The following is a 13,116-nucleotide window of genomic DNA, read 5'->3' as shown; positions in this document are numbered from 1 at the left end:
TTCAATATATAAAATCAAGGAGGCCATAAATTATGGTTAAAGTAGCAATCAACGGTTTTGGACGTATAGGTAGGCTCGCAGCCAGGGAAATCCTCAATTATGAAGATATCGAACTGGTGGCAGTCAATGATCTCACAGATGATGAGTTCTTGGCACACCTGGTCAAATACGATACAACTCAAGGGCGTTTCGACGGTGATGTGGAAGCCATCGAAGGTGGGCTGAAAATTAACGGCAACGAAGTGAAATCCTTCAACGTCAAAGATCCTGCAGAACTTCCATGGGGAGACTTGGATATCGATATCGTTCTCGAGTGTACAGGTCTTTTCACTAACGAAAAAGACGCAAGGAAACATATCGAAGCAGGCGCGAAAAAGGTATTGCTTTCAGCTCCAGGCAAAGGCGATATGAAAACAATCGTCTATGGTGTCAACGAAGATGTGCTTGACGGTTCAGAGGAAATAGTATCAGCTGCATCCTGCACGACGAACTGTCTTGCCCCTGTCGTTAAAGTACTCAATGACGAGTTCGGTCTTGAGCGTGGCCTCATGACGACAATCCACGCTTATACAGGAGACCAGAACACATTGGACGGGCCGCATGCTAAAGGTGACTTCCGTCGTGGACGTGCCGCAGCTGAAAACGTGGTCCCGAACTCTACGGGTGCAGCGAAAGCCATTGGCCTCGTGTTGCCTGAACTTGATGGTAAACTCGACGGCGGCGCTCAGCGTGTGCCAGTTGCGACAGGTTCCCTTACAGAAGTTACTGCAGTACTCGGCAAAAATGTTTCAGTTGAAGAAGTGAACCAGGCAATGAAAAATGCGGCGAATCCATCATTCGGCTACATTGAAGATGAGATTGTTTCATCTGATATCATAGGTATCAAAGAAGGATCTCTATTCGATACGACACAGACTCGTGTTGTAGATGTAGACGGAAAACAGCTTGTACGTGCCGTTTCTTGGTATGACAATGAAATGTCCTATACTGCCCAATTGGTCAGAACACTTCATCACATGGCAACGAATAAGAAGTAACTCATAGAAGAACGGGCGGACTTTCCGCCCGTTTTTATTTTATTCATACATCGGTATGGGTATAATAGGAATGAGCAGAAAATATAGGAGGCACAGCCATGAAGAAAACTGTAGAAGATGTAGAATTGAAAGGGCGCAAGGTATTGTTGCGCGCTGATTTGAACGTTCCGATGTCAGAAGGTGAGATCACCAATGATAATCGTATCGTCCAGGCGTTGCCTACGATTAGGCATATCATTGAAGCTGGAGGGAAAGTGATCCTTTTCTCTCACTTGGGAAAAGTGAAGACAGAAGCGGACAAGACAGACAAGACGCTTAAACCAGTCGCTGATAAGTTGTCGGAGCTGCTTGAGCAGGATGTCACCTTCATCCCCCACACAAGAGGTGAAATGCTTGAAGACGCCATCGATGATTTGAAAGAGGGCGAGGTCCTGATGTTTGAAAACACACGTTTCGAAGATATCGAAGGCAAAAAGGAAAGCGGTAACGATGAGTCGTTGGGTAAATACTGGGCTTCTCTTGGTGATATCTTCGTAAATGATGCATTCGGCACAGCACACAGAAGCCATGCTTCAAACGTCGGCATCGGAGCCAATATCGAAACAGTTTCAGGATTCCTCATGCAAAAGGAAATTGAATTCATCGGAGGTGCCATCGATTCGCCGGAACGTCCATTCGTGGCTATTCTAGGCGGTGCCAAAGTCTCGGATAAAATTGGCGTAATCAAAAATGTGCTCGAAAAAGCTGATAAAGTAATCATCGGCGGTGGTATGGCGTACACCTTCCTGAAAGCGCAAGGCAAAGAAATAGGTAGCTCGCTCCTCGAAGAAGATAAAGTGGAAATGGCAAAGGAACTTCTTGAGAAATCAGAAGATAAAATCGTTCTGCCACAGGATGTAGTCGTCGCAGAAGAGTTTGCCGCAGATGCCAAACATAAAACCGTAGGCGTCGATGAAATACCATCCGACATGGAGGGCCTTGACATCGGTCAGGATACAATCACTGCCTTTAAAGAAGTACTGCAAGGTGCGAAGACAGTCGTATGGAATGGGCCGATGGGTGTGTTTGAAATGGAGAATTTTGCACACGGAACGATTGGTATATGCAAGGCGATCGCTGAACTTGAAGGTGCGAAGACAATCATCGGTGGCGGAGATTCCGCAGCTGCAGCAATGGATCTTGGCTATGCTGATGATTTCTCCCACATCTCAACAGGCGGCGGCGCTTCACTCGAGTATCTGGAGGGCCAAGAATTGCCAGGCTTGTCTGTAATTGACGAGAAGTAATGTTTAGAGCCTTATACAAAAACAAGGAAAAAACAAGGAGGAATATTATGAGAACCCCATTTATTGCAGGAAACTGGAAAATGAATAAAACCATTTCAGAAGGTGAGGCATTTATAGATGCACTTGGCGAACTGCCAAACAAAACTGAAGTGGAGAGTGCAATCTGCGCTCCATTCATCCATCTGCCGTCGCTCGTTGAAAAGGCTAAAGATATGGAGCTCGGCATAGGTGCTGAAAATAGCCATTATGAAGATGATGGTGCCTTCACCGGAGAAGTTTCCCCATTGATGCTCCAAGACCTCGGAGTCGATTATGTGATCATCGGACACTCGGAGCGCCGCGAACACTTCAATGAAACTGATGAGGCAATCAACAAAAAAGCGCATGCGCTCCATTCAAAAGGCATCGTGCCGATCATCTGCTGTGGTGAGACGGATGACGAACGGGAGTCCGGTAAAGCAGAAGATAAAGTGAAACAGCAAGTTGCCAAAGCGTTTGAGGGTCTAAGTAAGGACCAGGCTAAAACCTCTGTTATCGCCTACGAACCTATCTGGGCAATCGGCACAGGGAAATCCGCGACAAGCGACGATGCAAATGAGATGTGCGGTGTAATCCGCCAGACAATGGCATCACTTTATGATGAAGAAACTGCAGAGGCAATCCGTATCCAGTACGGTGGCTCAGTAAAACCAGAAAACATAAAAGAGTATATGGCACAGGAGCATATTGATGGCGCTCTTGTAGGCGGCGCGTCACTCAAACCTGAATCTTTTGTGCAACTATTGGAAGGTGCTAAAAATGACTAAACCAGTTGCTCTCATCATACTTGATGGCTTTGCCAACAGGGACGAAGTGAAAGGTAATGCTGTCAAAGCGGCCCATAAGCCGAACTATGACCGCTTTTTTGAGAAGTACCCGAATAATGCACTCAGCGCCTGCGGTCTTGACGTAGGTCTGCCTGAAGGACAGATGGGCAACTCTGAAGTCGGTCATCTGAATATCGGCGCGGGGCGAGTGGTCTATCAAAGTCTTACAAGAATCAATAAGTCCATTGAAGACGGGGATTTTTATGAGAATGAGGTACTGCTGGACACGATGGACCACGTAAACTCTAATGACAGTACCCTTCATATCATGGGTCTGCTTAGTGATGGCGGGGTACACTCGCATTATGAACACCTCTTCGCAATACTTGAAATCGCAAAGAAAAAAGGCGTCGAAAAAGTATATGTACATGCATTTCTGGATGGACGCGACGTCGTGCAAAATTCGGCAATCGAATATGTGCAGGAGTCGGAGAAGCGTTTTAAGGAGATCGGTATTGGAGAATTTGCGACGGTAAGTGGCAGGTACTATGCCATGGACCGGGATAAGCGGTGGGACCGTGAAGAAATGGCATACAATGCCATCACGTACGGAGAAGCCCCACGTTTTGCTTCAGCCGAAGAAGGAATCCAGGCAAGCTATGCTAAGGAAGAATACGATGAATTCATCAAACCATTCATCATTGCCGAGACAGAAGAAGGCTATGATAAAGGAGTGGTCGACGGAGATGCGATCGTTTTCTTTAACTTCCGTCCGGATCGCGCAGCCCAGTTGTCTGAAATATATACAAATGAGGAATTCATAGGCTTTGATATCGAAAAGAGAATCAAAGATTTGAAATTCGTCACTTTCACTAAATACAGTGACCAAGTCGATGCAGATGTAGTCTTTGAAAAAGAAGATATCATCAACACGATAGGCGAAGTGGTGTCTAAAGCAGGCAAGAAGCAGCTGAGGATTGCAGAGACAGAAAAATATCCTCATGTAACGTACTTCATGAGCGGTGGACAGCATGATGAGTTTGAAGGAGAACGCAGAGTCCTTGTAGATTCTCCTAAAGTGGCAACTTATGATCTCCAACCTGAAATGAGTGCGTATGAAGTGAAGGAACGTTGCCTTGAAGAACTCGAAAAAGAAGACCTTGACCTTATACTCATGAACTTTGCAAATCCTGACATGGTGGGTCATAGCGGTAAAATGGAGCCGACGGTCAAGGCAATAGAAGCAGTGGATGAATGTCTAGGACCTATTGTAGATGAAATCATCGCGCAAGGCGGTACAGCCATCATAACCGCCGATCACGGCAACTCGGACGAAGTAATCACTTTGGACGGGGAGCCGATGACTGCCCATACTACAAACCCGGTTCCTATAATCGTAACTAAAGAAGATGCTGCGGTTAGAAGTGGACGATTGGCTGACTTGGCGCCGACCCTACTTGAATTAATGGGATTGGAACAGCCGGAAGAAATGACAGGCAAAAGCCTTTTGGAGTAAGTTGTGCTGGTAAGATTGAAAATGATAAAAAAAGAAATCAATTAAAAAGGAGATATCGTTATGCCATTAATTATAGATGTGTATGCACGTGAAATGCTTGATTCAAGAGGGAATCCAACAGTTGAGGTCGAAGTGTTGACGGACAGCGGTGCCTTTGGCCGTGCGCTTGTACCTTCCGGTGCTTCAACAGGAGAGCATGAAGCAGTTGAGTTGAGGGATGCAGATGACACGCGTTTCCTTGGCAAAGGTGTCGAAAAAGCAGTTGAAAATGTTAATGAAATTATCGGGCCTGAGCTTGTAGAGGGTGATTTCAGCGTCCTTGAACAAGTGTCAATCGACAGAATGATGATTGCCCTTGATGGCACTACCAATAAAGGTAAATTGGGTGCAAACGCTATTCTAGGCGTTTCTATGGCCGTAGCAAAAGCAGCTGCTGACTTTATGGGACAGCCACTCTACAAATATTTAGGCGGATTCAGCGCAGTCCAACTTCCAGTGCCAATGATGAATATCATCAATGGAGGCGAGCACGCAGATAATAACGTGGATATCCAAGAATTCATGATTATGCCTGTGGGTGCTGAAACATTCAAGGAAGGACTACGCATGGGCACGGAAATATTCCATAACCTTAAAAAAGTACTCAGTGAAAAAGGCTATAATACTGGTGTAGGAGACGAAGGCGGCTTTGCACCGAACCTCGGTTCCAATGAAGAGGCTTTGTCGACCATCATTGAAGCGGTTGAAAAAGCAGGTTATAAGCCAGGTGAAGAAATCCGCTTAGCGATGGATGCAGCTTCAAGTGAATTCTACGACGCCTCAACAGGTAAATATGAACTAAAAGGAGAAGGCAAATCCTATACTTCTGAAGATATGGTCAATTGGTATGCTGAGATGATTGAAAAATACCCAATAATATCCATCGAAGATGGGTTGGATGAGAATGATTGGGAAGGTACTAGACTCCTTACTGAAAAACTCGGTTCAAAAGTACAATTGGTCGGAGATGATCTTTTCGTCACCAATACTGAGAAGCTGGCACGTGCAATTGAAGAAGGTGTCGGAAACTCCATCCTCATCAAAGTCAACCAGATCGGTACTTTAACTGAGACGTTCGAAGCAATCGAAATGGCGAAGCGCGCAGGCTACACAGCAGTCATCTCCCACCGTTCCGGAGAAACGGAAGATACTACGATTGCAGATATTGCGGTAGCTGTTAATGCAGGACAAATCAAAACCGGTGCGCCATCACGTACAGACCGTGTCGCCAAATACAATCAGCTGCTCAGAATTGAAGATGAGCTGTTTGAAACGGCAAAATATGAAGGGCTTGCATCCTTCTACAATCTGGATCTAAAATAATCCACAAGCCTCCCTTGACCTAAGGGAGGCTTTTTAGCTAGTATGGCATTTGCAATTCCCTCTTTAATCTGATAAAATGCTTGTGTTACTAATATTCGGAGGGATTACCACATGCAAACACTGCTCGTCATATTGTTGATTGTCGTTTGTATATCTTTAATTGCAGTGGTATTGCTACAGTCAGGGAAAAGCGCCGGCCTCTCAGGTGCAATCGGTGGCGGTGCTGAGCAATTATTCGGTAAACAAAAAGCGCGGGGCATGGATCTTGTACTGCATAGGACAACAGTCATACTTTCGTTACTGTTCTTCCTGATCATGCTGCTGCTCACATATCTAAATTAGAAATAATGGCCTCCTATTGTTGATAGGGGGTTTCTTTTTATTTTTCTATGCTCCTAAATTGTCGTACAATGAAATTAATGTGCAGAAAGTAGGGTATAAATAATGAAGATACAATTACCAGAACCATTCTTTTTTGAGGAAGGCGAAAAAGCAGTCCTGTTGCTGCATGGCTTCACAGGCAACTCATCAGATGTCAGGCAACTTGGACGCTATCTCCAAAAACACGGCATAACTTCCTACGCTCCGCATTACGAAGGCCATGCGGAGCCTCCTGAAAATCTGTTGGAATCAAGTCCACACATCTGGTGGAGGCAAGTGACTGAAGCCTACGATTTCCTTATCTCTAAAGGCTACGATAAGATTTTCGTAGCAGGGCTATCCCTTGGCGGAGTCTATGCGCTGAAATTGGCGACTGTGCGGGATGTAGTAGGCATCGCCACCATATGCAGTCCGATGTACCTCAAGGACCGTGAAACAATGTATGAGGGCGTTTTGGAATATGCACGAGGCTTCAAGAAGATGGAAGGTAAGACACAGGAAGAAATAGATGGTGAGATGGAGGTGTTCCGGCCGACCGGCATGCTGGACGAGGTGCGGGATGTGATCCAGGCGGTCCGTGATCATCTCCCGGATGTATATGCACCTTTATTTGTGGCTCAGTCGGAACAGGATGAGATGATCAATCCGGACTCGGCAAACATCATCTTTAATGAAACTTCGGTTGAAAATGATGAAAAGAAACTGGAATGGTATCCAGAATCAGGACATGTATTGACAATCGATAAAGAGAAACAGCAACTGTTTGAGGATATGCATGCATTCATGGATCAGTTGGATTGGAATGAGTAATAGGGGGATAAGTAATGGGTAACTATCGAGAACGCATTTTAAATGTTATTGAGGCTGACGATTATCGTCCAATGACGATGGAGGAGTTCAAACAGGAACTTTCGGCTCATGACTCAGACGACTTCAAGGAAATGGTGAAAGCCGTTGTGGCGCTTGAAGAAGAAGGTGAAATTCACAGGACGAAAAAAGATAAATATATCAAGATGAGTGAAACCGACATGCTCAAGGGCAAGCTCTCCATGCACAAACGTGGGTTTGGTTTCCTGCGTCCTGAAGAAGGGGATATGGAGGACATTTTCATCCCGCCAACTTCAATCAATGGTGCCCTTGACGGAGATACAGTGCTGGTGGAAGTGCAGAAACATTCAAAAGGTGATAACCAAGAAGGTCAGGTCACCACTATTCTGACCCGGGGTACAACTCGAGTCGTCGGGGAGTATCATGCGAGCAAAAACTTCGGTTTCGTCGAACCGGATTCCCAAAAGATGATAGACGACGTCTTCATCCCAAAAAATCATAACCTAGGTGCCATAGACGGCCATAAAGTTCTTGTTGAACTGACTAAGTACCGGGAAGGTGAGGACAAGCCAGAAGGGCATGTCATTCAAATATTGGGACACAAGAACGACCCTGGCGTCGATATCCTCTCCATAATCTATCAGCATGGAATTGAAATAGAATTCCCTGAAGAAGTGATGAAAGAGGCGGAGGCGACACCGGATACCATCAGTCAGGATGAGTTGGATGGTCGTCGGGACTTGCGTGATGAATTTACGATCACCATAGATGGTGCGGACGCAAAGGACCTGGATGACGCAATTGCCGTCAAAAAATTGGATAATGGCAACCACGAACTGACAGTCAGCATTGCTGACGTCAGCTACTATGTCGATGAGGCGTCGGCGATGGGCAAAGAAGCCTATGAACGCGGCACAAGCGTCTATCTCGTAGATCGGGTCATACCGATGATTCCACATCGTCTGTCCAATGGCATCTGTTCCCTGAATCCTGGTGCAGACCGTCTTACAATGAGCTGCAGGATGGAGATTGATGCTGGTGGTAAAGTGGTGGACCATGATATTTTCCAGAGTGTCATTCATTCCGATAGACGTATGACATACGATGCAGTCAACCGGATGCTTGATGATGAAGACCAGGCGCTCATTGCAGAATTTCCTGACGTCTATCCAATGATCAAGAAAGCACGCGAGCTTGCCTCGATATTGCGTGGACGACGTGACAAGCGTGGCGCCATCGACTTTGATTTCAATGAAGCACAAGTGCTCGTTGCAGCAGACGGTACGCCGTCCGATGTTGTCCTCCGTACACGTTCAGTAGGCGAGCGCATGATTGAAGAGTTCATGCTTGTTGCCAATGAAACTGTAGCTGAACACTTCCATTGGATGGAAGTGCCTTTCCTATACAGGGTACATGAAGATCCAAAAGAAGAGAAACTGCGCCAGTTCTTCGAATTTATCACGAATTTCGGTATTGTAGTTAAAGGTAAAGGTAATGAAATCCATCCGCGTGCCATGCAGGAGATAGTTGAGGAAGTCGAAGGACGACCTGAAGAAATGGTGATCAGTACATTGATGCTCCGCTCGATGCAACAGGCTCGCTATGCGGAAGATAACTTGGGTCACTTCGGTCTGGCGGCTGATTTCTATACCCACTTCACATCACCGATCAGACGTTACCCGGATCTTGTTGTGCACCGGCTGATCCGCAAATATCTAATTGAGGGTAAGACGGATCAGAAGACCCAAAAGCGGATGGAGTCAGAGCTTCCTGATATCGCTGAGCATACTTCAAACAGGGAACGCCGGGCACAGGAAGCAGAGCGAGATACGGACGACCTTAAAAAAGCAGAGTATATGGTGCAGCATGTCGGGGAGACTTTCGAAGGCGTCATTTCAGGCGTCATGAATTTCGGCATGTTCGTTGAACTTCCAAATACAATCGAAGGGCTTGTCCACGTCTCCCATATGACGGATGACCACTATCAATTCCAAGAACGCCATATGGCGCTTATCGGTGACCGTACCGGCACAGTATACCGCATCGGGGATCCCGTTGAAGTGGAAGTGCTGGATGTCAATCTTCATGAGCGTCTCATTGATTTTAAGATAGTTGGAATGCCAGCTCGCCAACCGCGCGAGAGAAGGGGCAGACCGGTTGAAATTAAAGCGAAATCTGAATCCGGCAACCGTCGACAAAATGGGAAAAAAGGTAAGGATAAAGATGGCAAGAAGCACTTTGATAAGGGTAAGACCAATAAAAAACCATTCTATAAAGGCGCAAAAAACAGTAAGAGGAAGAAGAAATAGCCATGAAGAAAACACATGATAAACCATTAGCCCAAAATAGGAAGGCCAGCCATGACTATCATATAGAAGATACGCTCGAGGCGGGTATAGAGCTCAGGGGTACAGAAATCAAATCCATCCGACGCGGTTCAGCGAACTTGAAGGATGCCTATGCCCGTGTATACAAGGGGGAGATGTATGTCTATAACATGCACATTGCCCCCTATGAAGAAGGGAACCGGCATAATCATGACCCACTCCGCTCGCGCAAGCTGCTGCTCAAACGAAAGGAGATAGATAAGCTTGCCGGACAACTCCAGGAGACAGGCTACTCTTTGATTCCACTGAAACTGTATATCAAGCATGGTTTCTGTAAGGTGCTGCTCGGAGTGGGACGCGGCAAGAAGAAATATGATAAAAGGGAAGACCTTAAACGTAAACAGATGAAGCGCGATGTAGATCGTGCCCTGAAGGATCGCATGAAGTGATATTCTTGAAAAAACGTATGGAATCTGGTATTATATAGTATACGTCTGATGAAGGCGAGCTGTTAAAATCCGGGGACGTTCCGGATTCGACAGGGGCTGTTTGAGCAACTTAAGCGTGTCGGAGGTTTCGGCTCCGTCATCAACGATACACAGTTTATAATAACTGGCAAACAAGACAATTTCGCAGTAGCTGCCTAAGAGCACACTGCATCATCCCATGACGTTTCCTGTGCGTCTTGATTGGATGATTCAACCTTAACAGGATACGCATCTGGTTCTTCCGCCTGGAGAACCCGGTGAAGAGATTAATCAGGCTAGCATGGATCTGTGGTACGTCCATTACCAACAGCCATGCGAAATTAAAAAATGGACTACACACGTAGAAAGAGTTGTGCCGAGGTCCCTGGACGCGGGTTCGACTCCCGCCGTCTCCATATTTGGGAATGTACTAAAGAAATGCTTCTACCCATGACGAGGTAGAAGCATTTTTTTAATCAATCAGATGCACTTCTTCTTAAATGATGGATATCCTAGTCAGAAATGGCTGTTACATATTTAAAAAATTCATATAAAGACGAGTGATGCTTGGATTAATCTGATGAAAACTGTTAAATTATAATAAAGAAGTCATGTTTGACTCAGATTAGAAAGGTGGATGGACATGTATAAAAAAATCCTGCTTCCATATGATTTTGGAAACTCGTTCACTAACGTCCCTGAACAACTGTCGAAACTCACGGGCAACAGTGAGGATGCCAAAATCACAATATTAAATGTAATCCCCGAAAGCGAAATGGCAGATAGCGTGAAGTATCATGGCAAACACTTTGACGACATCACCGAAGATAAAATCAAGGAATTGAAGCCTTTTTTGGAGAAGTTGGATGAGCTCGGTTTGAACTATACTACAACATTCAAGGCAGGAAGGATTATTCATGAACTGCTCGAGGAAATAAATGAAAATGATTATGAAGTTGTAGTCATGAGCAACAAGCGCTCTAAACGCGATATAAAACACGTCCTCGGCCACGTCACCCATAAGATAGCCAAACGCGTAAACACGCCAGTTTTGATCATCAAATAATCCATGCTGTAGAACGAAGGCTTAAAAAGCCATCTGAAAGCCTGTCAACTATATGTTGCAGGCTTTTATTTTCTCAAAATACAGGGAGAGGGATGCGTTATGAAGGAAAGGAGAGAAACCGAGCGGCTGTGGGCCCGTGAAAAATATCGGGTCATGTATCATAGCCAACAGCATTATAATCGTTTAAGGGAAGCACTAAAGAGAGGTGCCGGAATTACAGAAGTGAGGGGCTTGATAGAAGACGCAGTAGCCGTTCCCCCGACCAAAGGGTCAATGATGAATGCATTCGACCACATTTGGGGATACTTCAAAAAGGAGTGTATAGTTGCAGAGCGAGACCGCTATGCAAACATGAAAAAGGAATTTAAGGCAGGTAATCTTACCGAAGAAGAAATGCTGGACTACCTGAAATCATTAGCGATTCTTTATCAACAGAAATATCTGCTTGATTCCACAATGCTGTTTCCAGCTTTCAATTGAGTAAATTCTGTTTATTGCCAATACGAAATGGGGTATTGTTGTAAAATGAGTGAATAGAAGGGACAAAGGGGTCTTAGATGAAGATAAATGAAATAGTGGATGCTTTAGGAGAACAATTGTTAAAAAGTATAAATATGCAGGATAGTATGGAGAAGTCGGTGTCAGGGATCACATCAATGTACCAGGATATTGAACCGGGTCATGTGTTCATGCTCAAAAACTCTGCAACCTCAGCGTATTATTTTGATGCTGCTTCAGCCAATACCCCTGCTTTCATCATCACAGATTTTGAGGTCGGCCGTTTTGACGACAGGGATGTGCCTGTAGTATATGTCGAGGATTTCATGAAAGCCGCGAATAAGATGGCAGAATTTTTTTATGGTGAGTCTATAAAAAAACTCAAATATATAGCAGTCACTGGTACGAACGGCAAGACGACGGTCAGTCATTTCATCGGCAGGCTGCTGTCCAACCTCGGGTGTAGAACGGCAACTGTAGGCACCCTTGGAATATTTGACGATTCCTATCAGAAAGTGCCGTTTCGACATACTACTCCAACTACACCAATGCATCTGGAATTTGCTGAGATCATCAAGCATTTTGCCGACCGTGACTATGACTACATTGTCTATGAGGCGACGTCAATCGCCCTGGATCAGCAGCGTACTGATTTTATCTGGAATGATATGGCCATATTCAATAATTTCAGTCCGGAGCATATCGAGTATCACGGAACTGTAGAGGCATATTTGTCAGCGAAGTTGAAATTGGCTGAGCGGAGTACACGTGTCATTGCAAATGCCGATGTACCGGAGTACGCTGCATTGACTGGTCAAGGAAGACACTTTTCCAAGAGTCCAGGAACCTATTATCATTATCAGACAGAGCTCGATCACGTCAATCTAAGCATCGGTGGATCGAGCTATATGGTATCACCGGGATTCATCGGGGAGCATAATTACATCAATTTAGCTACTGCAGTCTTCGGACTTGTGGAAACAGGTTTTTCTGCCGCTGCTGTTACAGAAGCTTCAAGAGGTATCCAGGCACCGGTTCACCGGTTTGAGCTGTTTTCGGAAGGATCTTATGACTTTGTACTGGATTTTGCCCATACACCCGTTGCCATCAATGAGGCGATATTAAATGCGTTAAAATACGCCCGGGCAAAAGGTAAGAATCTGATGGTCATGGTGACGGGCATCGGATTAAGGGGACAGGATAAGATCAAAATGACCATGGAAATGCTGCCTGAGGATATCCCGTACCTTATCCTGGCAGCAGAACAAGTCGGCTACGAAGATGAGGAAATGATTGTCCAGATGATGAGAAAGCATTTGCCGGAGAGTTATAATAATATGAACATAATCACTGCATTCTCGAGGCAGGAAGGTATTGTACAGGCGATTGAACACGCAGATGAAGATACCCTGATTCTATTGACAGGCATCAACGAGCCCCAGAACTACCGGGGCGGGATGGTGGCGCATGATGATCGGGAGTTCATTTCATCATATGTTACTGGTAATCTGAATAAAAAAGGATAGACCCTTCAGTAAAGGG

General features: G+C 45.4%; 12 protein-coding genes and 1 other RNA gene. All 13 read left to right on the top strand.

Translation table 11 applies throughout. The features are described 5' to 3' along the window. Positions 1–29 precede the first annotated feature (29 nt). The 13 genes from gap (at position 30) to ABD734_RS11465 (ending at position 13,100) form a co-directional block, all read left to right on the top strand. Positions 30–1,037 carry a type I glyceraldehyde-3-phosphate dehydrogenase gene (gap, locus tag ABD734_RS11525; RefSeq protein WP_344704655.1) on the top strand — a complete coding sequence of 336 codons (1,008 nt, stop codon included), beginning with the start codon at positions 30–32 and terminating at the stop codon, positions 1,035–1,037. Between the two features lie 98 nt (positions 1,038–1,135). Then, the gene (locus ABD734_RS11520; RefSeq protein WP_344704465.1) at positions 1,136–2,323 is read left to right on the top strand and encodes a phosphoglycerate kinase; all 1,188 of its coding nucleotides are present in this window, start codon (positions 1,136–1,138) and stop codon (positions 2,321–2,323) included. Between the two features lie 47 nt (positions 2,324–2,370). After that, complete coding sequence (gene tpiA / locus ABD734_RS11515; protein WP_344704463.1) at positions 2,371–3,129, top strand: triose-phosphate isomerase; 759 nt, start codon at positions 2,371–2,373, stop codon at positions 3,127–3,129. Next, entirely contained in the window at positions 3,122–4,645 is a 1,524-nt protein-coding gene (gpmI, locus tag ABD734_RS11510; RefSeq protein WP_344704461.1) for a 2,3-bisphosphoglycerate-independent phosphoglycerate mutase, read from the top strand. The genes tpiA and gpmI overlap by 8 nt, the downstream gene beginning before the upstream one ends. A 60-nt stretch (positions 4,646–4,705) precedes the next feature. Further along, the gene (gene eno, locus ABD734_RS11505; protein ID WP_344704459.1) at positions 4,706–6,007 is read left to right on the top strand and encodes a phosphopyruvate hydratase; all 1,302 of its coding nucleotides are present in this window, start codon (positions 4,706–4,708) and stop codon (positions 6,005–6,007) included. 111 nt (positions 6,008–6,118) lie between these two features. After that, positions 6,119–6,349: a preprotein translocase subunit SecG gene (gene secG / locus ABD734_RS11500; RefSeq protein ID WP_344704457.1), complete on the top strand. Its 231-nt coding sequence runs from the start codon at positions 6,119–6,121 to the stop codon at positions 6,347–6,349. Positions 6,350–6,451: 102 nt separating this feature from the next. Beyond that, positions 6,452–7,198: an alpha/beta hydrolase gene (locus ABD734_RS11495; protein ID WP_344704456.1), complete on the top strand. Its 747-nt coding sequence runs from the start codon at positions 6,452–6,454 to the stop codon at positions 7,196–7,198. Between the two features lie 14 nt (positions 7,199–7,212). Then, positions 7,213–9,525, top strand: a complete 2,313-nt coding sequence (gene rnr / locus ABD734_RS11490) for a ribonuclease R (protein WP_344704454.1) — start codon at positions 7,213–7,215, stop codon at positions 9,523–9,525. After that, positions 9,522–9,992: an SsrA-binding protein SmpB gene (gene smpB / locus ABD734_RS11485; RefSeq protein WP_425568435.1), complete on the top strand. Its 471-nt coding sequence runs from the start codon at positions 9,522–9,524 to the stop codon at positions 9,990–9,992. Before rnr ends, smpB begins: the two co-directional genes overlap by 4 nt. A gap of 71 nt (positions 9,993–10,063) precedes the next feature. After that, positions 10,064–10,429: a transfer-messenger RNA gene (gene ssrA / locus ABD734_RS11480) on the top strand. Between the two features lie 224 nt (positions 10,430–10,653). Beyond that, positions 10,654–11,076, top strand: coding sequence for a universal stress protein (locus tag ABD734_RS11475; RefSeq protein ID WP_344704450.1), 423 nt, complete (start codon positions 10,654–10,656; stop codon positions 11,074–11,076). A gap of 99 nt (positions 11,077–11,175) precedes the next feature. Beyond that, positions 11,176–11,556: a YbgA family protein gene (locus tag ABD734_RS11470; RefSeq protein WP_344704448.1), complete on the top strand. Its 381-nt coding sequence runs from the start codon at positions 11,176–11,178 to the stop codon at positions 11,554–11,556. Between the two features lie 77 nt (positions 11,557–11,633). Next, the gene (locus ABD734_RS11465; protein WP_344704446.1) at positions 11,634–13,100 is read left to right on the top strand and encodes a Mur ligase family protein; all 1,467 of its coding nucleotides are present in this window, start codon (positions 11,634–11,636) and stop codon (positions 13,098–13,100) included. Positions 13,101–13,116 lie beyond the last annotated feature (16 nt).

This window comes from Salinicoccus jeotgali (assembly GCF_039538805.1).
Taxonomy (GTDB): Bacteria; Bacillota; Bacilli; order Staphylococcales; family Salinicoccaceae; genus Salinicoccus; species Salinicoccus jeotgali.
This window is presented reverse-complemented; position numbering and strand designations above follow the sequence as displayed.